Origin of the sequence: Chryseobacterium piscicola (genome assembly GCF_900156685.1) — a bacterium.
Taxonomy (GTDB): domain Bacteria; phylum Bacteroidota; class Bacteroidia; order Flavobacteriales; family Weeksellaceae; genus Chryseobacterium; species Chryseobacterium piscicola.
The window spans coordinates 18,574-39,637 of the sequence record NZ_FTOJ01000005.1 but is presented as its reverse complement, the minus strand read 5'-3'; the positions used below and the strand labels follow the sequence as shown (position 1 = coordinate 39,637).

The following is a 21,064-nucleotide window of genomic DNA, read 5'->3' as shown; positions in this document are numbered from 1 at the left end:
TTTTTTAATCGCTAAGAAAAAAAAGTTTTAAAAATTGATTTCTTTTTTTTAAGACAAACGATGGCTTTTCATTTAGCGAAAAAAAAACCTCAATTGTTTAAATATCAAAAATGTAAAGAAGTCTTCAAAATACACAATTAGTATTAAATAATGTTTTCCTACTGATAGCACAGATTAAAATAAAAAAACAATAAGATGAATTTCAAAAAAGAACCTTTTTTCGATGGCAATTCCGAATGGGAAGATTTAGGAAGCGGTGTTTCCAGACAATTTGTGGGATACAACTCTCAGGTCATGATGGTCATCGTTAAATTTGAAAAAAATGCGGTTGGAGCACTACACCAGCATTTTCATTCGCAAATCACGTATGTTGCAGAAGGAAAATTTGAAGTTACCGTTGATGGCGAAACCAAAACCCTCCAAAAAGGTGACGGATTTTTTGCCCAGCCCAATGTTTTCCATGGTGTAAAATGTCTCGAAGCAGGACAACTGATTGATGCATTTACTCCGTATAGAGAAGATTTTTTGAAAGATTAAATTTTACGAAATCAGACCTCATAGGTTTTGTTAACCTTTGAGGTTTATAATTTTGCCATCAATGAAAAAAATATTTTTTTTAATAATCATCTTTCTTTTCAGTGAGTTTTCCGCACAGGAGAAAATTATTCTTTGGCCAAAAGGCGAAATGCCCAACTCAAAAATTTTGGCTTCTAAAATAAAGAAGAAAAAAGAACTTGCAGAATTAAAAGAAGTTGAACTTTTCGCTTTTTTGCCTCCTGTGAAAGAGAGAAATCAAAAATCTGTCATCATCATTCCCGGTGGTGGATATTCAAAACTAACCTACAATGAAGGTGCATTTCAGATCGCAAAATGGATGAACACTTTGGGAATCTCGGCTTTTTTTTTAAATTATAGATTGCCAACTTCGTCTGATTTAGTACAAAAAGAAATTGCGCCTTTGCAGGATATTCAGGCTTCCATAAAATACATTAGAAAAAATGCTTCACAATGGGGAATTTCTCCAGAGCAGCTAGGCGTTGTTGGGACTTCCGCAGGTGGACATTTAGCAACATTGGTAAGCAACATTTCTAAAGATTTTACCGAATTAAAAGGGGATTGGGAAACCATTTCCTCTATTCCGAATTTTGCGATTCTCTTCTGCCCAGTCATAGATCTTGGCGAATATGCTCACAAAGGAAGCCGAGACAGTTTGCTGGGGGAAAACGTTTCAACAGAAAAAATTTCGGAGTTTTCTACGCAAAATTTGGTAACCGACAAAACTCCACCTACGATTTTGTTTCACAATCAGGATGATACTGCAGTTCCACCGATGAACAGTATTTTGTATTTCAAGGCTATGACGAAAAATAAAGTGAAAGGGGCTTTATTCATTTTTCCTAAAGGCGGCCATCGTTTTTTTGTTACCGACAAAGATCCCCTGAACCAAAACTGGAAAAAACTATGTGCAGATTGGCTTTCCTCTATTGGTAATAAGTAATGAGTTTTACAAACAATTTGTGAGGAATTCATTTGGGCAGCTATTCCGCCTTCCACTCCCGCTTTTTTGTTCGTCGTCCCTCCTCGCAAAAAGAGCTTCGTTCAAGTCGGGCTGCGGATTTGTCTTCAAAACAAAACATATCATTAACTCACAGAGATGTTAATAATTCAGATTAAAAAAAGGACTGTCCAGAATTTGTCATCATTAAGAATAATTGCATTTCTTTGTTCAGTTTACGCCTTTGTCTCACCTAAGAAACGCTCATAATTTCAAATTCTTTGTTTGGCTTTGCGTTAAATTAAAGATTATAATCAATTGCGTATGTTATAAAAAAAATAGCTATGAAAAACATCACCCTTATATTCAGCATATTTATTGCAATTCAAATTTCATCACAACAGAAAATAGCGGTTTGGGAAAAAGGAACAATGCCCAATTCCAAAGGTATAAAATTAGGTATTGTTGAAGAAAAAGAAGGCCGAATAACGCAAATTCAGGAGGCCGAACTCTTCGCTTTTTTACCAGCAAAAGAAGAAAGAAAAAAAATGGCTATCATCATTATTCCTGGCGGTGGTTATAAACATCTGACTTATGATCTGGGCGGATATTCTTATGCAAAATGGCTTAATACATTGGGAATTTCAGCTTTTGTATTAAATTATAGACTTCCAACTTCCCCAGATTTAAAACAAAGAGAAATCGGGCCGTTACAAGATATTCAGGCTGCCATAAAGTTGATCAGAAAAAATGCGGAACAATATGGTATTTCAGCTGATCAGATTGGAGTTTTAGGCACCTCTGCAGGTGGACATTTGGCAGCAATGGTAAGTAATATTCAGATTGATTATACTGAATTGAAAGGCGATTGGACTGGTGTTTCACAGATTCCCAATTTTGCGATTCTGGTTTCCCCTGTAATAGATTTAGGAGAATTTGCACATAAAGGAAGTCGAAATAATCTTTTAGGAGAGAACGCTTCCCTAGAAAAAATAAAAGAATATTCAATGCAACATCGGGTAACTGAAAAAACGCCCAATACGATTCTATTTCATGCACAAAATGATCCTGCAGTTCCTGTTATCAACAGCATTTTGTATTATGAAGCGATGATTAAAAATAAAGTAAAAGGCGCCATGTTTATTTTCCCGGAAGGCGAACACAATATCGGAATCTCCAATAAAACAGAACTCACAGATAACTGGAAAAAAATAGGTGAAGATTGGCTTGGGGATATGATTGCTAAATAATCTTCTGTTTTAATAACAGTATCATTTCTAAAAAAAATGTGCAGTCTGAAATAATCTACATAAAAAAACCTGATACTTTCTGCATCAGGATTAATTTTATTGAGAAATTTTATTCTTCTTTAGCCATTTCGGAAAATCACTTTCAATCAGTTTTGTTCCCGCTTCATTGTACCAGCTGTAGCCCATTCTTCGTTCTTCGGAAACATCTTCGTAATTAAATTTCACACTTCCGTCGCGATCCCCAAAAACCGGTTTATTGGTAGGAATATCATAAAACCTAGCCCAAACTGCTGAACCTTCTTTTTTACTTAAAATTCGGATTGCTTTTTCACTTTCCCTAGAAATATTGTACGTATAGCCTTCAATTTTACTTTCTTTAAACCATTGAATAGCCGATTTAATCGACTTTTCAATCTCAGGAGTTACAGTCTGCATCATGAGAAATTTCACAATATTGACTGATTCTCCGGTGGCTAGTGACATCGGTTCGAAAGCCCTGGCTTTTTCAGGAACAAGAGTCACTTCATTGTATTGATCTGCCCAGATGGATAATTTTCCTTTTTGCACAACCTGAGTTTTCAAAACGCACGCAATTCCTTTTTGCAAAGCCAACTTAGACTTTTCTTTTAACTGATCATTTACCGCATCAAAACCTTCTTTTCCTTCCGAAATATGGTGCAAAATAGTCAGTACATTAATCATTGCATTGTCGTTGTACGTCACCTGTTTTCTGTAAATAGACTTGTTTGGGAAATATTGTGGAAATCCGCCATTTTCATATTGCATTGAGAGCAGATATTGAATTCCCTTTTCTGCTGATTTTAGGTAAGCCGGATTTTTTGTAGCACTGTATGCTTTAATTAAAGCGTTGATTTCTTTTGAAGTAGCATTATTATCGATGGTAGCAAGATTATTGTCATTAGCCTTGATTATTTTTAAAAGTTTTGAATCTATTTTTAATGCATAATCTACATTTTTTTTGTCGCTGTTATGTTTTCCCCAGCCGCCATTCGGAAGCTGATAAACCATCATTTTTTCGGCTAAAGTATCTTTTACCTGCGCAGAAAATACCGATGTTATCAGGCAAAATGAAGCTACAGTCAATTTTAAATTCATCATTTTTATATTTATTTAATAGTAATTACTAAAGGATTAGCAACTATTTTTTCTTGTTTTTGCAAAATGTATTCCCAATCTTTTTGAGTTTGAATCTGCCTGCTTTTCTGCCATGCAAATCCTGCGTAATACGTCAGTTTTTTCTGAGGGTTTATTACAACCAAAAGATTACTCTGATCCGGAGTTTCAGATTTGAAAGCTATAGATTTTTGAACAACTGTAGGATCTACCACAATTCCTTCGCCCACAAAAGCATCATCTATTTTTTCCCAGTGCAGATAATATCCGGCTTTATCATTCAGTTTAGATTCGCCCTTGTTTTTATGCAAAGAAATCCCTACAGTGTAATTAGGAACAGGTTTTTCTGTTTCAAAAGTTGATTCAAACTTAGAAAAATTCGATCCCAAATCAAGAGAAATCCTTTTGGTTTCTTTTACCCCAAATTCACTCCAAGGCGCATAAGTCAGTTCAAAAACAGTTCTCAACGGGCCTTCAGCAATTGTTTTTGCAGAAACGAAGTTTTGGGAAACCTGCAATTTTTCATCCTTCCATATTCCGATTCCTCCCGTTCCGCGGCTGTCTCCTACGTGATACGGATCGTAACCCTCACCTCTCGTGTCTTTGTGGTAATACATCGGATCCGTAAGATAACCTTTGTACCATTCGTTAATCACAGATTTTTCTGTTCTTTTCAACCAGATATCTACACCACTAGAAAGCGTACTGCCTTTCACTTTTGCCAAAGCTTCTGCCTGGCCTTTCGGACCATACATTCTGAACGCAACCTTATCATTTTCCCACGTATAATCATCCACCCTTTCCGGAACCAGCCTAGAATAAGTCGTTACCAGACTCTCAGGAACCGGAGTATTGGCATCCGCAATGATTGTGTACGAATTTATTTTCTTCGCATCCAATTTCGCCTGAAAAAGAAGTTCGTCATTTTTACCGTCGCCGTCATTATCAATCCACTGAATGGGAAGATATTGGTTTTGAGCATCTTTTATTCTTAAATCTTTCGCTATATTTTTTCCCAAAAAGCCTTTCAACTGTGTTACTGAAATAGAAACGATTTCATTTCTGGCAAAATCCTGAGTATTTTTAACCTGAATTGAAGTCTGCGCATTCATAAAATTCGCGGCTATGCAAACGATTGCACAACTAAAATTCAGATATCCTGTTTTTTGTCCGAACATAAATGTTGTTTTCTCAAAAATAGAAATATTCTGAGTATTTTTATGATTATAAACCTTAAATATTTCTTAAAAGTCATTTCATATTTCTCATGATGTTATTTAATTGATAAATTTATATTTCATCCGACTAATAAAGAATTTTAAATATTGAAACTGAAATTCTGTAAAAGTATCATCATTTGCAAAATCTGCATGACCTTAAAACACGACACAAATTAAAATTTTCTTATTTTTAAGCATCAATTAAAGCCAATGAAAGAGAATCCCGAATTTTACGAAATACAGCGCTTCAGACAATGGTGGCTCTGGCTGATCATTCTTTTTGTGCTCGGATTTTCTGCATACAATTCAATTGGAAATGCAGAATTTTTCTCTACAACAGAGTTAATTATTTCTTTAGCCATTCCCATTTTAATTTTGCTTTTGTTTTTCATTATTAAATTAGAAACTAAAATAGATGCGTTAGGAATCAGAGTCCGCCTCTTTCCCTTTCATTTGAAGTTTAAATATCTCCCTTGGAAGAACATTGACAAAGCATACATCAGAGAATATTCCCCGCTGGTAGAGTATGGTGGATGGGGATTACGCATTGTATCTTTCGGAAGAGGAAAAGCTTATAATATTTCAGGAAATATGGGTTTGCAACTGGTTTTTAAGGATGGGAAGAAACTGTTGATTGGGACGGAGAAAGCGGTGGAGATAAAAAAGATTTTAGAAAATATGAATAAAGTTGAAAACGCCCTTTCAAATGCAAATATTACTCATAAATAAATTCCACTATTGTTGATTTGGAATGTTACTTAAATCAAACTCTAAAAATCTAATCTATATCTTACTTCAAATCCTTTTTAATCACCTGCTATTTCAAATCTTTATCCCCCGCATTGCTAATTCCATGTTCTGAATTTGGCGGACAATACAAACTGGAATTCGGCCCTACTTCCACGGTTTTCCCATTGAGATAAAACGCTGCCTTTCCTTCAAAAATATAAAAAAATTCCTCCTCAGGATGACGATGTGGCGCATGGGTAGATTTTCCAGGCTCAACGATGCTCATCTTCAGCTTGTTTATCCTCCGTGAATTTTTTGTCAGCAAACCAATATTGATAGCCTGAATTTGTTTTTTTCGCTTTCGACAGATCAAACTCGTTCACGCAGTTTTCTATCGTGTAATTGACTGACTCTTTCGTTGTTTCGACTTTCTGAGCATTTAAATTCTGTTGAAACAGAAAACTGATGATGATGGCCAGTATAATTTGAATAACTTTTTCATTTTTAATAATATGAAAAAAAATCGATTTACAATCCATAAAAAAGAGAAGCACAAATCAAATCTTTGTGTTTCTTCGCTGAGTTTACGCCTTTGCGAGCTTAAAAACAGTTAGTATTAAAAAGATCTTTGCGCACTTCGCGTTTAAATCTAATATTTCAAATGTAAATCCCAATTCCAGTAAACCATTTTGTCAATATCTGTTTTATTTTATAAATTGCATTATCTCCCAAAAAAGAGAGTGGTCACAAAATACATTTATGAATCAGATTATTCCGTTTGACTTACAGATACAGCACAGCCCTTATTTCAACTATACTTTTTGTTTAAACCAATATCCTTTTCTGCAGAGCATTGCTTTCAGAGAAGTGACTAAAGATTTTGAAAACCTCAATCTTCAAATCAGTTCTTCATTGGGTTTGTTTGAAAAATATGATGTCTACATTGATGAAATTAAGGCAAACGCGCTGTACAAAATCTCGCTTTTCAACTTTGTTTTTAATAACGATTTGCTGAAAAGACTGACGGAAAAAGATCTGGATCAGATTAAAATTCAGGTTTTTAAGAACGATGAATCTATTTATAAGAAAACTTTCAGCATCGAAGTGCTGCCGCTAGATTATTTCGGTGGATTGCAGTCTTACCCACAACTTTTGGCTTCGTATGTTCTTTCCAATAACACTTCGTTGTATAAATTGAAAGCCGATGCCATCGATATTTTGGCGAAAAATAAACTCACACCGTCGTTTGAAGGCTATCAGCAGAAAAGCAAGGAAAGGGTTTTGCAGATGGTTTCGGCGATTTATAAAGCCATTCAAAATCTGGATTTAATTTACAGTTCAATGCCACCAAGTTTTGAAAAGAGCGGACAAAGAATCAGGTTGGTGTATACCATTTTAGAAGCAAAATTCGGAAACTGTATCGATATTTCTCTGCTTTTCGCAGCGTGTCTTGAAGCGATTGATCTCAATCCGATCATCGTGGTAACGGAAGGTCACGCCTTTGTCGGAGTCTGGCTTGATGATCAGCGATTTGACGGAATGATTAATTTTGATCAGGCGGCGATCTCCAAAAGAATTGCATCGGGAATTAAGGAAATTGCCTTGATTGAATCAACCAGTCTGTGCAGAGGAACCCAAATTTCATTTAAAAATGCCATGAATTCTGCGGAAACCCAGTTATTGGATTCTTCAAAATTTCTGTTGTCAATAGACATAAAAAATGCAAGATCAGCAGGAATTTCCCCTCTCCCACTTCTTAAAAACGAAACGGTTCAGAATCAAAACTTCAGTTCCATTCAACATTCATCGAAACTCGATCAGGATTTTGATCTGGGAACGCAATACGATGATCTCGAACTGACGGATTTTTCAAATTTAACCAAACAAAAAGTCTGGGAAAGAAAACTGCTCGATCTATCCCTCAGAAACAATCTTCTAAATCTGCGCTTTACCAAAAGTATGCTTCAGTTAATCGACACGAAAATAAATGTGCTAGAAGACAGCCTTGCCGACGGAAAATCGTTCACGATTCATCCCGACAACAATCAGGCGGTTCTCAAAAAATACAGTTTGTACGGCGAACCATTACATCAATCACAGCCACTCTTTAAAATGGCTGAAGATGAGTTTAAATACAACCGACTCCTCACCTATTATCATCAGGATGATCTTGATAATATTCTCACGAACCTTTACCGAAGTGCAAAACTCGCCGAAGAAGAGAACGGAAAAAGCACATTGTACTTGGGAATTGGTTTGCTGAAATGGTTTGAACCAAAAAATAAAGACCTACCAAGACTGGCTCCCATTTTACTCATTCCCGTAGAACTTTCAAGAAAATCTGTCAATTCTAAATTTACGCTTCGAAGCCGTGAAGAGGAAACCATGATCAACATTACGTTGCTGGAATATTTAAAACAGGAATACAAACTCAACATCAGCAGCTTAGAGAATCTGCCAATGGACGAATCGGGAGTTGATGTTCCGAAAGTTTTGGCGATCATCAGAAATGCTGTTCTCAATCTTGAAGGTTGGGATGTTTTGGAACAGTTGGTTTTGGGGATTTTTTCTTTCAATAAATTGATTCTTTGGCAGGATATTTCAAAATATTCCGAAGAAATACAAAAAAGTTCAATTGTAAAAAGTCTTATTGACGGACGACTGACAGGAACTTTGGAAAGCGTGGATAATGATGTGGAAAGTTTGGAAAATATTTCAGCATCTGAATTGGTTTTGCCAATTTCAACAGACAATTCTCAGTTGAATGCAGTGAAAAATGCCAACCTAAACAAAAGTTTCATTCTTCATGGGCCTCCCGGAACCGGAAAATCGCAGACGATTACCAATATCATCGCCGACGCTTTGTGGAATGATAAAAAAGTACTTTTCGTGGCTGCAAAAAAAGCTGCTTTAGATGTAGTTCATCACCGTTTGGAGAATATTGGTTTGGGTGCATTTTGTCTAGAATTACATTCCAACAAATCTAAAAAATCGGATGTTCTGAAACAGTTTGAAAGAACGCTGGAAGTTCCGAAATATAAAATTAATGCAGATTATCATGTAGAAGCAAAACGTCTTGATGAGCGCAAAAAAGAACTCGGAAAATATGTAAATGAACTGCATCAAAAATTCCCGATTGGCTGGAGTTTATTTGATACGATTGCTTTTCTGGAAACCAATAACGTAAAAGCTGACGAACGTTTTTACATTAATTTTCCTTTGGAAAGCGCCGATGTGTTTAATTGGAATCAGTGGAAAGACTGGCTGATTCCGTTTGCCTCGATTGTACAAAAGGTTGGGCAACCTTCGCTTCATGCCTTACAACCAATCAAGACAGCGAGCCATCAGTTTGAAAATAAAAATCTGATTCTCTCGGCAATTTCTCAGTTTAATGAAAAGAAAAATGCAGCAGAAGAGATCAAAAAACAGTTTCAGCTCGAGGAAATCTCCAACGCTGACAGTGTCGAAATTCTTGAGTTTTTAAAAGATAATTCTGTAAAATCTGGTTTGGTTGACTTGGTTTTCAATGAAGGTCAACTGAATTTATTTAAAAACTGGATGACTCAGCAGGCACAATATCAACAAATTGAAAATCAGATTATTTCAAATTTTAATTCTTCCATTTTAAATATCGATTTTTCTTCATTAAAACTCGTTTGGAATCAGGCAAAACATACTTGGTTTATTCCGAAATGGTTTAAACAGAGAAAAGTAAAACAGCAACTAAACGGTTATGCGAAATCAGGAATAGAACCTAATATGCAGATTGACGGACTTTTTGAGAAGCTGGAAAATTATCAGCAGCTAAAAAACCAACTCTCAAACCTTCATTACAACGCAGTTTCATCGGTGACAAATCTTTATTTTAACGGAAATTCTTTTGATATTTTGGCGATTGAGAAAGATTTAAAAACCATTGATAATGCGAAAGATTTAGCCCAAAAAATTTCCATTAGAAATTTTCCGGAGTGGCTGAAATATTTTTCATTACAACAAAGCAACGGTAAAAACATTTCAGACAATGTAGAAAAACTGAAAGAACTTCACACTGCCGAAAATAATCTATTGGAATATGTAGAAGAAATCCCCAACCAATCAGATTTACAGCTGGTTATACAGAATATCCATCAGCTGGAAGACTGGATTAATTTTAATGCTTTAAAAGAAAAAGCGCAGGATCTAAACCTCAACTGGTTCATCAATTTCCTTGAAAAAGGCTGGCTCGATACTGAATCTTTGGAGCTAGAATTTGAAAAAATAATTCATCTCAATTTATTCATTAAAACCATCTATAGTTCGGGAACTTTGAACGGTTTTGATACCAACATATACGAATCTCAGATTCAACAGTATAAAAATCTACACAAAGAATTTACCAAACTTACGAAAAACCAGCTGACTATGAAGCTGAGCGATCGTATTCCGAATTTTTCTCAGGAAGCGGTTCATAGCTCAGAGATCGGGATTTTGCAGAAAGCGATTCGAAACAAAGGGAGAGGTTTGTCTATCAGAAAGCTGTTTGACCAAATTCCTACATTGATTCCTAGACTGAAACCTTGTATGCTGATGAGTCCGATTTCTGTGGCGCAATATTTTGATGTGAATGAAGAGCATTTTGATTTGGTGATTTTTGATGAAGCTTCACAGTTGCCGACTTCTGAGGCGGTAAGTGCTTTGGCAAGGGCAAAACAGGCAATTATCGTGGGCGACCCGAAACAGATGCCACCTACGAGTTTCTTTGCTTCCCAAAAAGTAGATGAAGAAAATTTTGAATTAGAAGATTTAGAAAGTATTCTGGATGACTGTTTGGCACTTTCAATTCCGTCGAATTATTTGCTGAGACACTACCGAAGCAAGCATGAAAGTCTGATCTCTTTTTCCAATGCTCATTTTTACGATAATAAGCTCCTCACCTTTCCTTCTCCGGATGATTTGAACAGAAAAGTAACGTTTGAATTTGTGGACGGATTTTATGACAAAGGAAAAACGAGAACCAACAAAAATGAGGCAGAAGCGATTATTGAATACATCAGAATTCATCTCGAAAATCAGAATAAAAAATCGATGGGTGTGGTAACTTTCAGCCAAACCCAGCAAAGTTTAATTGAAGATTTGCTGCAAAAATTATTTCAAAAAAATCCACATCTGGAAGAATTTACAATTAATTCTGAAGAACCAATTTTCATTAAAAATCTTGAAAATGTACAGGGTGACGAAAGAGATATTATTTTGTTCTCTATTGGCTACGGACTTGATGAGGACGGGAAAGTTTCGATGAATTTTGGCCCACTCAACCGCAATGGTGGCTGGAGACGACTGAATGTTGCCGTGACGAGAGCGCGCTACGAAATGAAAGTTTTTTCTTCGTTAAAAGGCGATCAGATTGACATGAACAGAACTAGCTCTGAAGGCGTTTTGGGATTGAAAAACTTTTTGAATTTTTCTGAAAAAGGTTTGCTGTATCAAAACTCAAATCAAGCAATCACTCAGCAGAAACAAATGGTGAATTCTATGGCGAAAACGCTTGAGGAAAATGGTTTGAAAATTAAAACCAACATCGGAACTTCAGAATATAAAATCGACATCGGAGTAATTAATCCTAAAAATGAACACGAATATTTGATGGCAATCTTAGTAGACAGTGAAAATTATTTCAATATTAATACGACCAATGATAGAGAATTGCTTGTTCCGAATGTTTTGAAAGGTTTAGGTTGGAATGTTTTCAGAATCTGGACTTTGGACTGGGTTAAAAATAAAGAAAAAATTGTCACTGAAATTCATTCAGAAATTGAAAAAATCAAAACTCAAATAAAAGAAAAAGCTGAAGAAAGTGAGGAAATACACATGGAAGAAGAGTCTTTTTTAAGCGAAGTATCTGAGACTAAAAAACCTACGAAAATAATCCCTTATATCGCAGCTGAAATCAATTCTGAAATCAATGCCAACTCGGAATCTATTTATCATTTTGAAAACAGACAGGTTCTTTTAAGACAGTTAAAAACCATCATCGATACGGAATCGCCGATCAGTGAGAATGGTTTGTTCAGAAAGATTCTCAAGCTATGGAACATCTCGAGAGCCGGTGAAAAACTAAATACCTATCTTTTGGAAACCTTAAATTCTATTCCAAATATTGAAACGACAGAAAATTATCAGAAATTTTATTGGAGCGAAAATTTACAACCTCAACATCTCGATTTTTACAGAGATAATTCTATAGAAAAAAGGATAATAGACGAGATTGCACCTGAAGAAATTTCAGTGGTAATGATGGAATTGATGCATTCGAGTTTGAGTTTGAATAAAGACCAATTGATGCGCGCGGTTTGCAAGACTTTCGGTTTTGCGAAAATAGGTTCTCAAATCGACATGGTAGTGAATTTTTGTATAGAGGACTTAATCGGAAAAGGATTGTTGCAAAAATCTGAAAATAGAATCACATTAAAATAGTTTCAGAAAATTTATTAACTGTTTAAAATTAAATAGATAAAAAATAATCTTCAATTATCTTATACTTTATTCTCAAAACATTTCCGTAAAAAAAAGCATACTAATTTATGCTAATCTTTGCATTTTAAAAATTGTGTAAATCAAGATTTTTTGTTCTTACTATTTAATAAAATAATAGCCGCCCCAACTACCAAAGCTCCTGCAGTAATTATTTTCGTTTGTTTGGTAATCTTTGGCAACACTGTTGGTCCATAAATTTTTGCTTCTCCCGAAGAAGGTACAAATATATTTCCGTTGGTATCTTTATTTTTTTCTGGTTTCATCATCATTTTTACAGCGCCAAAACTTAAACTTGTAAATAATTTAGGAAAAACTTTATAAAAATTTTTCATCATAAAAGCTGAAAAGTCCGGAAGCGTGTGAACTTTAGGATTTTTAGCCCTTTTTACCATCATTTGAGCCAAATTTCTTGGATCTGAAGCACCAGGTGGAACTTTAAAATCTAATCCTGAATATTTTGCAGAATGAGAGTTTCCTGTGGATTTTTGCATCCCTGGATACAAAGCACAAACATGAATATTCGGAAAATCTGTAATCTCTCCCTGCAAAGCTTCTACCATACCACGAATTCCGTATTTGGAAGCAGAATAGGCAGTTCCAAAAGGTGTAGGAACCCAACCACCGATGGAAATATTATTAATTAAAATTCCGTCACTTTGTTTTTTAAATATAGGCAAGACCGTATGAGCACCATGAATATAACCTAGCAAATTAGTTTTTATTACCTGATCTATTGCATCAGCAGACATGTCTTCAAATTTTCCGGTCGCCATAACACCGGCGTTATTTATCCAGATATCAATTCTACCATTAAACTGGAGTGCTTGTTCGGCAAGATTTTCAACCTCATCCGCATTAGAAACATCGGTTTTTACCGCTAAAGCAACGGCTCCTAAGTTGTGTAGTAATTTCACCGTATTGTCTAGAGCTTGTTCACCTCTTGCGGCAATCACAACATTGCAACCCTCGAGAGCAAAAGCTTCTGCTGCAGCCCTACCTACACCACTAGAACCTCCTGTGATGACTACTGTTTTACCTTGTAAACTTATATTGTTGAGAAGTAGATTATCCATAATTACATAATTGTGATGTTGTGCTTTGGCTAAAGAAAATAGGATGAAAAGAAATGATTTTAATAAAAATCTAAATTTATTTTTTAAATGTTAACTTACAAAAAAGTAAAACCGAATTAAGAAGAGCTGCAAATGAGTTTGAGAGTATAATAGGAAGCTCATCTTTTAAGAAGCCATACCAAACCCAAAGAGACAGTCCTGAAATTAAAATAATAAGCATTAGCGCAGAAAGATCATTGGTGTTTTTTTCTTTAAAAACCTTTACCAACTGCGGTATTGATGCCACACTAGTAAGACCTCCGGCGATAAGACCGAGCAGATTATCATCCATTATTTTTTATTAATGCTATTTAGAAAAAGGTAATAAAAATTAAACATTAAGCTATGGGCTAACTTTAACTAACTTGAGTTTGCATTAAGATTTGATTCAGCTCACATTTAAGACAACCCAAAAGAAACTCTGTGTAGTACAATTGCGCTTTTACAGGCTCTGTTCTGGGATGAAGCTCGAGAATCTTCGTCAAGATTATTTCACCCTTATATGCAAAACTGAAATAAGCGAAAGTTTTAAAATCAGACATTTCCGTTGGCTCAGAATAGCCTGTAATACCTATCCCCCAGTCTGTATCGAAAATCTCAGAAATTTTGAGAGCCATTTCCTGAGCTACTTCTTTAGAAACCAAATCTTCATCCGAAAATCTATTCGAATCTACCTTTAGTAGTTGTTTTTTTTGGTTCTTTTCGTAGACAGTAAGTCCTCCCCTAAAAACTTTGGGAGCATCGTAAATTTGAGAAAATGAAAATTGCAAAAAACCTGCAGTTACACTTTCTGCTACAGAAACAGTTTCGTTGGCATCCGAAAGATATTGCCCTATATTTTGTAGAAGGCTTTTTTGAAGTTCCATATTATATTATTTTGTGATTTGGTAAAAACAGAAAATCAAAAAGAATGCCCAAAACTTCAATTTTCCCACAATGTGGTACTTAAACTTATATATTAGCTTATATTCAAGAATTTAATTTGGATTTATGTAAAGCAATCTCTTATTCTAATATTTTTGGTTTCAGGAGGCTTAAAAAAGATGCTCTTATAACATTATTTTGAAGGCTGATTTACTTAATCCTATAAAATATTCTTGGTCTCCATTATATTTATTTAAAGCTTCTTCAAGTTCAACCAAAATTGTCAACGAGACTATCTCTTCTTTATCAAACATTTAGAATTTAAATTAAGATGAATCAAAATTTATAAAATAAAAATGTGAAAAAAAAATTATATTAAGGACAAAAAAAAACCCTAAAACACGAAATGAATTAGGGGTTAAAATTGAGGTGCCTAGCGGATTCGAACCGCTGTAGATGGTGTTGCAGACCACTGCCTAACCGCTCGGCCAAAGCACCGTTTTTTAAGGTGTGCAAATATATCATTTTTTTTACTCTAAAAACAAATTTCTTAGCGAATATTTGCACAAAAAATTCTAAGAATGAAGATTTACAGAGATTTACGAAATAAATTTTTAAAGAAAACTATTGAGCATTAATCGTAAACCAGCTTGAATATCAATTACAGCTGTAATACCATAATCATTGACTATAATTTGAGATGGTGCAAGATGAAAAACCCTCCCCTGCATTTTCAAACCTTTATAATATTCTTTATTAAAAGCTTCTTCAATACTTTTTTGCGAAGAAACTTCCAAATCTTGAGTTGGAATTCCATATTCTTCCTCAATCATTTTTACAATTTTTCCTTGAAACATGAGCGAAGCTGTTTTTTGAATAATATTGGCTGTTTTCAATTTAAATTTCGTCTGGGAAAGCACTATTTTATTCTTTGTTTTGTCATAAACCGGAATCCCAGAGATCAAAGACTTTCCTTTCACATAACCGTCGGTTTCTGTTTCTATTATTACATTTCCTCCGTCTTTATAAACTTTTACATCCGTAATTTTTACTTTAGAATCTCTCACATCAAATTCTTTATTCAGAAACGTTTTTCGTGCAATTTCTGTAGCTTCAGAAAAAGGGATATTAGCCGTAGTCTGAAGAAGAAAACCTTCATTAAGCAAAGGTACATAGCTAAAATTCATCGCCGTTTTTATAGGTTGTGAAGCCTCAGGTTTTACCCCTGTGAAAGTTTCCGAGAAAATATCAATTCCTATTGTGGTATCAATAGCGTCGCCATAAAACCGTAAAGGAGCTATATTTACATTGGTTGGAGTCACTTTCAACCAAGTGCTATACTCATCCGAAATTTTAAAGGGTTGCGAAAAAGAATTCCACGCCAAAATTGCGTATTGCTGAAAATTGAGCTGCGCCACCATTTGCACGTCGATGGTTTTGCAGAATTCCGCTTGCTGTTCTTTCAAGCTTTTTTCCACAAGACCGGTAATAGGAATTTTAATTCTGCCAAAATCCAATACAGGCTTTACTACCCATTTGAATCCATTAGAATTGGTTTTGGTAGCTACTGTCCAATTATTTTTAAAGTCTATTGAGGTCACGAAATACATTACCGTTTCAAATGTAGTTTCTTGATATGTATAAACACCAAGTGTTCCAATTCCTTTCTTAGCCCAAATTTTAAGCGGAACCTCAATAAAAATATTTTTTTTGGCGTCTCCTACCAAACGAATTGGTTTTGTTTTCCAAACTTTAACTTGAAACTGGTCATTATTGTTGTCTGAATTTGAATTATCTTCAAAAATTAAATCTTTCACCGAAGAATTAATCATCTTACTGACCTCAGCCAGCGGAATTCTTACCGGCATTGTAATGCTAGATTTTACTTTAGGAAAATTATACATTTGCGGCGTTTGACTGAATGCAAAGCCGAAAATCAACGCAAAAACTATAGAAAATAGGTGTTTCAATTTTTTAGTTCTAAATTAAAATTTCTCATCAGAATTCCCCAACAAAAAACTTTTTTCAAGCTCAATGCTTGCGCCTTTCATTTCCCCTTTCATTGGCGGACTTGTTTTGGTAATTCTTAATTTAATATAAGAAATCTGATTGAATTTCTCATTAATTTTAGTAATAATTCTTCCAGCAACATGCTCAAGCAATTGAGATTTGATCTTCATCTCGTCATGAATGATTTCATTGATATCTGCGTAGCTGATGGTATCATTCAAATCATCAGAAGCTGCAGCATCCCAAAGATCTGTATGAATTTCTGCGTTTAAAATATAATACGTTCCGATGATGTTTTCTTCTGGAAGAACGCCGTGGTAAGCGTAGATTTTGACGTCTTCTAAAAATATTTTGCTCATAGTTTTTTATTTAAAATGAGGATAGCTATAAATTTCATCTGACATGAATACGAAAATGTTTTTTCTTTTGAGCAAAATTCCTGCTCTTGGCAATAAATATTTAAAAAAGCGAGTAAAAAACCCGCTTTTAAATTTATTTGATGCTTTTCGAAAGATCAAGCATTGCCTCAATGGGCTTCAATGCTCTCAGTCTAAGCTCCTCTTCAATTATAATTTCTGGAAGTTCATATTTCATGCACAAATACAGTTTTTCCATTGTGTTTCTCTTCATGTAAAAACATTCTGAACAGTTACAGCTTTCGTCAAAAACCAAAGCAGGAATCAGTTCCTTGTGAGGTGCACGTTTTCTCATTTCGTGAAGAATTCCTTCTTCAGTTGCGATGATAAATTTCTGACAGTCGTCTTTTTCTACAAAATTCAACAAAGCAGAAGTGGAACCTATAAAATGAGCTAATTTCAAAACTGATTCTTCACTTTCCGGGTGTGCAATCAATTTAGCATCAGGATTTTCGGCTAATTGTTGTGCAATTCTTTCCATTGAGAAAGCTTCATGAACGATACAACTTCCATCCCAAAGAATCATATCACGTCCGGTTTTTTTAGATAAATATCTTCCTAAATTTTTATCCGGAGCAAAAATAATCGGTCGGTCAGTGGGTAAAGCTTCAATCACAGTTTCAGCATTTGAACTGGTTACGATGATGTCGCTTTCTGCTTTTGTTTCAGCGTTACAGTTGATGTATGTTGCAACCAAAGCATTGGGATGTTGCTCACGCATTTTTCTCAAACCTTCACCAGAACAACCATCTGCCAAAGAACATCCTGCCATTGTATCAGGTAGGACAACTTTTTTGGTTGGGTTTAGAATTTTTGCAGCTTCAGCCATGAAATGCACTCCGCAGAACACAATCATATCGGCATCAGTATCTTTTGCCTGTCTTGCCAGTTGAAGAGAATCTCCCAGAAAATCAGCAATATCCTGAATTTCGCCCGGTTGATAATAGTGGGCCAAGATAACTGCATTTTTTTCTTCTTTTAATTTTAAAATTGCCTTTACTAGCTCTTCCCCTTCAGGAATAATGAGGTCTTTAATATCTAAAAATCCTCTTACAGGAATGGCAGATTTAGCTTTTTCTAATGTTTCGGTACTCATGTTGAGCTGTGTTTTTATTTTTATAGATGTTAGATGTTAGCAAGTAATACCAAGTGACAGTTGTTTTTTACTAGCTTCTAAACTCTAGCTTCTCCTATAAAACTTTTTATTAAACTTTCTATTTTTATTTTTGCTTCACTCAAATCGTCGTTAACAACGATTTCGTCAAATTCTATGGCGTAGGTAAGCTCTTCTTCGGCTTTTTCTACGCGGGTTTTGATGGTTTCGGCATCATCGGTGTTTCTGGAAATCAATCTTCGTTCCAATTCGGCAATAGAAGGTGGTTCTATAAAGATGGATAATGCTTTTTCTCCAAAATATTTTTTTAATGAAATTCCGCCTTTTACGTCTACATCAAAAATAACAACTTTTCCTTTATTCCAGATCTTTTCTACTTCAGATTTTAAAGTTCCGTAATATTTATCGGTATACACTTCTTCAAATTCCACAAAAGCATCTTCAGAAATTTTCTGTCTGAATTCGTCGGGCGAAATAAAGTGATAATCAATTGCATGACTTTCATTTCCTCTCGGCTGTCTTGTGGTGCATGAAATTGAAAATTCTAACTCCGGAATGACTTCCAGAGAATGTTTTACCAATGTTGTCTTCCCGCTTCCCGACGGTGCCGAAAATATGATAACTTTTTTCATTTGGTTGTTGGTGTTTAGTTTTTAGTATTTAGCTTTTGAAGAAACTCTATAAAATAATATTTTTCATCCAAAAACTAAAAACCAAAAACCATCAACTAGATTATAATACGTTTAACGTTTGCTCTTTAATTTTTTCTAAATCATCTTTCATCATCACGACTAATTTTTGAATTTCTGCATGATTGGCTTTTGATCCTAGAGTATTAATTTCTCTACCTATTTCCTGTGAAATAAAACCAAGTTTTTTACCATTAAAATCTTCGTTTTCCATCACTTCAGAATAGTATTTCAAATGCTGAGAAAGCCTTACTTTTTCTTCCTGAATGTCTAATTTTTCAGTATAATAAGCCATTTCTTGGTAGAATCTTGTTTCGTCAACGTTTTCAAATTCCTTTAAAGTTTTTAGATAACGTTCTTTCACAGTATCAATTCTCACTTGCTCGTAAGGAACAACTTCTGCTAAAGATTTATCGATATTCTTGATGTTTTTCTCTAGTTCTTCGTGAAGGATTTTTCCTTCAGTTTTTCTGAACTCTTGGAATTTGTCAACTGCAGTATTAACTATTTTAGCTAAAGCTTCCCACTCTCCTTCACCCAATTCGTCTGGTCTAGAAGTGATGGCATCCGGAAGTCTTACCGCCATTTTAAGGTATTCAAAATCGGGCCCATCTGAAGCGATATTTTTAAGTTCATTCATGTAAGAATCAATTAAACTTCTGTTGATTTTTACATCATTCGTTTCTTCAAGATTCTCAATATTAATGTAGCAATCTACCTTTCCACGGATGATTCTATCGTTAAGAATTTTTCTTACTTCAAATTCTTTTTCTTTGTAACGCAAAGGAATTTTAATATTCAAATCAAAGCTCTTACTGTTCAGTGATTTAATATCTATTGAAATTTTTTTTCCTTCAAAAACACCTTCGGCTCTACCGAAGCCGGTCATTGATAAAATCATAGTTTTTTATTGTTTTACAAAGATAAACATTTAAGTGTAAGTAGCTGTTAGCAATTAACTTTTTGCTATAATTATGTAGCATGAAATTCAAAAACTTTATATTAAATCAGTTGATTTATCCCCTTAAACAATATTGCAAATAATGAAACATTTATAGTGGAAAAGCGGTGAAGCCACTATATCAATAGCATTGGGTGAAGCCCAATGAATAAGTTTCGATGCAGAATGAAAGCCCTGCAATGGCGAAATCAATTTCAAAGAGCAATTCAAATAGATAATTCACTGAATATCAAATAGAAATATTTATTTTCAATAGGGATAAGTCAATAAATCAATTAAATATTTTACCGCTTACTACAAGTATTTGATGATCAGAATAATTGTATTTCTTTGTTAAATGAAACGCCTTAGCATATTTTCATAAAAGCATTTTCATTAGAACACCTTTGTTTTTTTGCGATAAAAAAAACTCATAGATAGACAAAGAATTATTCTAAAGAAGCGGAAATAATTTAAACAATGCCGTTTCACTTATTTTAGAAATACAAAAATTAAAAATGAATTTTTAGATATTTACATATTTTCAAGTATTTTGAATCTCTGTGATTCTATTTAAAATAAAGTACAAATAGGTGCAATTTCGTAAATTAGCCAAGTGAAAAATAAAACATTGATTTCTGTAGTGGGAACTACCGGTATTGGAAAAACAAAACTCGCCATTGATTTAGCGCGCCAATTTAATACAGAAATTATTTCCTGTGATTCCCGACAGTTTTTCAGCGAAATGAAAATTGGAACTGCCGCACCTTCGGAAGATGAGCTTTCGCAGGCAAAGCATCATTTTATCGGTCAGCTTTCTGTGAAAGATTATTATTCTATCGGTCAGTTTGAGCATGATTCTTTAGAATTATTGGGCCAACTTTTCGAAAAATTCGACATTATCATTATGGTTGGCGGAAGCATGATGTATGAAAAAGCAGTGATTGAAGGCTTACATGATTTACCTGAAGCCAACGAAGAAAATCAGGAAAAACTGGAAACCATCTGGAAAACTGAAGGAATAGAAAAACTTCAGGAAATGCTGAAAGATGTAGACCCTGAATATTATGAAAATGTAGATATTCACAATCAGAGAAGGTTGTTGCGAGCCATTGATGTGATTTGGCAAACCGGAAAAAAATATTCTGAAAATATCGCAGATCCAAAAAATCCAAGAAATTTCAAAACGATAAGAATTGGCATTGAAGCTCCTCGGGAAACAATTTACGAAAGAATCAATCTGCGTGTTGATAAAATGATAGAAAACGGCTTGCTGGATGAGGCTAAAGATCTTGATGATTTAAGAAAATCTCAGGAAGGAAGAAATTTAGCTTCATTGAATACGGTTGGTTATTCGGAGCTCTTTAAATATTTTGACGGAGAATGGGATTTGGATTTTGCAATTTCTGAAATCAAAAAAAACTCAAGAAGATTTGCGAAACGACAATTGACCTGGTACAGAAAAGAAGAAAATATTCATTGGGTAAATTTCGAAAATCCATTAGAGGAATCCTTATCTTTGCTTTCTCAATACTTTAATAACAAAAAATAAATTCAAGCGACTTTTTGGTTGTTGAT

The 21,064-nt window shown here is 34.6% G+C and carries 18 protein-coding genes and 1 tRNA gene; 6 read left to right on the top strand and 13 right to left on the bottom strand.

Annotated elements, in window-relative coordinates:
- The first annotated feature begins 195 nt into the window (after positions 1–195).
- The 3 genes from BW939_RS09010 to BW939_RS09000 all read left to right on the top strand — a co-directional run bounded on the left by BW939_RS09010 (position 196) and on the right by BW939_RS09000 (position 2,745).
- Positions 196–537, top strand: a complete 342-nt coding sequence (locus BW939_RS09010; RefSeq protein WP_076451710.1) for a cupin domain-containing protein — start codon at positions 196–198, stop codon at positions 535–537.
- 61 nt (positions 538–598) lie between these two features.
- The gene (locus tag BW939_RS09005; protein ID WP_076451709.1) at positions 599–1,498 is read left to right on the top strand and encodes an alpha/beta hydrolase; all 900 of its coding nucleotides are present in this window, start codon (positions 599–601) and stop codon (positions 1,496–1,498) included.
- A gap of 341 nt (positions 1,499–1,839) precedes the next feature.
- On the top strand, positions 1,840–2,745 hold the full coding sequence (locus BW939_RS09000) for an alpha/beta hydrolase (protein ID WP_076451708.1): 906 nt from the start codon (positions 1,840–1,842) through the stop codon (positions 2,743–2,745).
- Positions 2,746–2,841: 96 nt separating this feature from the next.
- Here the strand turns inward: BW939_RS09000 and pelA are convergent, their stop codons facing one another.
- Together pelA and BW939_RS08990 are read right to left on the bottom strand one after the other, a co-directional pair.
- The gene (gene pelA / locus BW939_RS08995) at positions 2,842–3,864 is read right to left on the bottom strand and encodes a pectate lyase (protein ID WP_228417175.1); all 1,023 of its coding nucleotides are present in this window, start codon (positions 3,862–3,864) and stop codon (positions 2,842–2,844) included.
- Between the two features lie 8 nt (positions 3,865–3,872).
- Positions 3,873–5,057: a DUF4861 family protein gene (locus tag BW939_RS08990; RefSeq protein ID WP_076451707.1), complete on the bottom strand. Its 1,185-nt coding sequence runs from the start codon at positions 5,055–5,057 to the stop codon at positions 3,873–3,875.
- Positions 5,058–5,309: 252 nt separating this feature from the next.
- On the opposite strand from BW939_RS08990, the gene BW939_RS08985 reads away from it, so the two are divergent.
- Entirely contained in the window at positions 5,310–5,828 is a 519-nt protein-coding gene (locus tag BW939_RS08985; RefSeq protein WP_076451706.1) for a hypothetical protein, read from the top strand.
- Positions 5,829–5,916: 88 nt separating this feature from the next.
- On the opposite strand, the gene BW939_RS16050 is transcribed toward BW939_RS08985, so the two are convergent.
- Positions 5,917–6,114, bottom strand: coding sequence for a cupin domain-containing protein (locus BW939_RS16050; protein WP_228417174.1), 198 nt, complete (start codon positions 6,112–6,114; stop codon positions 5,917–5,919).
- Positions 6,101–6,367, bottom strand: a complete 267-nt coding sequence (locus BW939_RS16045) for a hypothetical protein (protein WP_228417172.1) — start codon at positions 6,365–6,367, stop codon at positions 6,101–6,103. Before BW939_RS16045 ends, BW939_RS16050 begins: the two co-directional genes overlap by 14 nt.
- A 220-nt stretch (positions 6,368–6,587) precedes the next feature.
- Here BW939_RS16045 and BW939_RS08975 point away from each other — a divergent pair, with 220 nt between their 5' ends.
- Complete coding sequence (locus BW939_RS08975) at positions 6,588–12,281, top strand: DUF3320 domain-containing protein (RefSeq protein ID WP_076451705.1); 5,694 nt, start codon at positions 6,588–6,590, stop codon at positions 12,279–12,281.
- A 140-nt stretch (positions 12,282–12,421) separates the two neighbouring features.
- Here the strand turns inward: BW939_RS08975 and BW939_RS08970 are convergent, their stop codons facing one another.
- The 9 genes from BW939_RS08970 to BW939_RS08930 all read right to left on the bottom strand — a co-directional run bounded on the left by BW939_RS08970 (position 12,422) and on the right by BW939_RS08930 (position 19,447).
- Entirely contained in the window at positions 12,422–13,414 is a 993-nt protein-coding gene (locus BW939_RS08970; protein ID WP_076451704.1) for an SDR family oxidoreductase, read from the bottom strand.
- A 76-nt stretch (positions 13,415–13,490) separates the two neighbouring features.
- Positions 13,491–13,745: a SemiSWEET transporter gene (locus BW939_RS08965; protein WP_076451703.1), complete on the bottom strand. Its 255-nt coding sequence runs from the start codon at positions 13,743–13,745 to the stop codon at positions 13,491–13,493.
- 64 nt (positions 13,746–13,809) lie between these two features.
- A complete protein-coding gene (locus BW939_RS08960) occupies positions 13,810–14,319 on the bottom strand; it encodes a CinA family protein (protein ID WP_076451702.1) in 510 nt (169 codons plus the stop codon).
- A gap of 425 nt (positions 14,320–14,744) precedes the next feature.
- Positions 14,745–14,815 (bottom strand) — tRNA-Cys (locus BW939_RS08955).
- 116 nt (positions 14,816–14,931) lie between these two features.
- Positions 14,932–16,287, bottom strand: a complete 1,356-nt coding sequence (locus tag BW939_RS08950) for a DUF4403 family protein (RefSeq protein ID WP_076451701.1) — start codon at positions 16,285–16,287, stop codon at positions 14,932–14,934.
- 15 nt (positions 16,288–16,302) lie between these two features.
- Positions 16,303–16,686 carry a dihydroneopterin aldolase gene (gene folB / locus BW939_RS08945; RefSeq protein ID WP_076451700.1) on the bottom strand — a complete coding sequence of 128 codons (384 nt, stop codon included), beginning with the start codon at positions 16,684–16,686 and terminating at the stop codon, positions 16,303–16,305.
- 133 nt (positions 16,687–16,819) lie between these two features.
- Positions 16,820–17,839 (bottom strand): quinolinate synthase NadA, encoded by a 1,020-nt coding sequence (gene nadA, locus BW939_RS08940; protein WP_076451699.1) that lies wholly within the window; start codon positions 17,837–17,839, stop codon positions 16,820–16,822.
- Positions 17,840–17,916: 77 nt separating this feature from the next.
- A complete protein-coding gene (gene gmk, locus BW939_RS08935; protein WP_076451698.1) occupies positions 17,917–18,489 on the bottom strand; it encodes a guanylate kinase in 573 nt (190 codons plus the stop codon).
- Between the two features lie 100 nt (positions 18,490–18,589).
- Positions 18,590–19,447: a YicC family protein gene (locus BW939_RS08930; RefSeq protein WP_076451697.1), complete on the bottom strand. Its 858-nt coding sequence runs from the start codon at positions 19,445–19,447 to the stop codon at positions 18,590–18,592.
- 655 nt (positions 19,448–20,102) lie between these two features.
- On the opposite strand from BW939_RS08930, the gene miaA reads away from it, so the two are divergent.
- Positions 20,103–21,038 (top strand): tRNA (adenosine(37)-N6)-dimethylallyltransferase MiaA, encoded by a 936-nt coding sequence (gene miaA / locus BW939_RS08925; protein WP_076451696.1) that lies wholly within the window; start codon positions 20,103–20,105, stop codon positions 21,036–21,038.
- Positions 21,039–21,064: the final 26 nt, after the last annotated feature.

What these genes read in the sequence shown, in the direction of transcription:
- BW939_RS09005 (WP_076451709.1), top strand. Translation starts at nt 599, where the DNA reads ATGAAAAAAATATTTTTTTTAATAATCATCTTTCTTTTCAGTGAGTTT.
- BW939_RS09000 (WP_076451708.1), top strand. Translation starts at nt 1,840, where the DNA reads ATGAAAAACATCACCCTTATATTCAGCATATTTATTGCAATTCAAATT.
- BW939_RS16050 (WP_228417174.1), bottom strand. Translation starts at nt 6,114, where the DNA reads ATGAGCATCGTTGAGCCTGGAAAATCTACCCATGCGCCACATCGTCAT.
- BW939_RS08985 (WP_076451706.1), top strand. Translation starts at nt 5,310, where the DNA reads ATGAAAGAGAATCCCGAATTTTACGAAATACAGCGCTTCAGACAATGG.
- folB (WP_076451700.1), bottom strand. Translation starts at nt 16,686, where the DNA reads ATGAGCAAAATATTTTTAGAAGACGTCAAAATCTACGCTTACCACGGC.
- nadA (WP_076451699.1), bottom strand. Translation starts at nt 17,839, where the DNA reads ATGAGTACCGAAACATTAGAAAAAGCTAAATCTGCCATTCCTGTAAGA.
- BW939_RS08990 (WP_076451707.1), bottom strand. Translation starts at nt 5,057, where the DNA reads ATGTTCGGACAAAAAACAGGATATCTGAATTTTAGTTGTGCAATCGTT.
- BW939_RS08930 (WP_076451697.1), bottom strand. Translation starts at nt 19,447, where the DNA reads ATGATTTTATCAATGACCGGCTTCGGTAGAGCCGAAGGTGTTTTTGAA.
- BW939_RS08965 (WP_076451703.1), bottom strand. Translation starts at nt 13,745, where the DNA reads ATGGATGATAATCTGCTCGGTCTTATCGCCGGAGGTCTTACTAGTGTG.
- BW939_RS08975 (WP_076451705.1), top strand. Translation starts at nt 6,588, where the DNA reads ATGAATCAGATTATTCCGTTTGACTTACAGATACAGCACAGCCCTTAT.
- BW939_RS09010 (WP_076451710.1), top strand. Translation starts at nt 196, where the DNA reads ATGAATTTCAAAAAAGAACCTTTTTTCGATGGCAATTCCGAATGGGAA.
- BW939_RS08960 (WP_076451702.1), bottom strand. Translation starts at nt 14,319, where the DNA reads ATGGAACTTCAAAAAAGCCTTCTACAAAATATAGGGCAATATCTTTCG.
- BW939_RS08970 (WP_076451704.1), bottom strand. Translation starts at nt 13,414, where the DNA reads ATGGATAATCTACTTCTCAACAATATAAGTTTACAAGGTAAAACAGTA.
- gmk (WP_076451698.1), bottom strand. Translation starts at nt 18,489, where the DNA reads ATGAAAAAAGTTATCATATTTTCGGCACCGTCGGGAAGCGGGAAGACA.
- BW939_RS16045 (WP_228417172.1), bottom strand. Translation starts at nt 6,367, where the DNA reads ATGGATTGTAAATCGATTTTTTTTCATATTATTAAAAATGAAAAAGTT.
- pelA (WP_228417175.1), bottom strand. Translation starts at nt 3,864, where the DNA reads ATGATGAATTTAAAATTGACTGTAGCTTCATTTTGCCTGATAACATCG.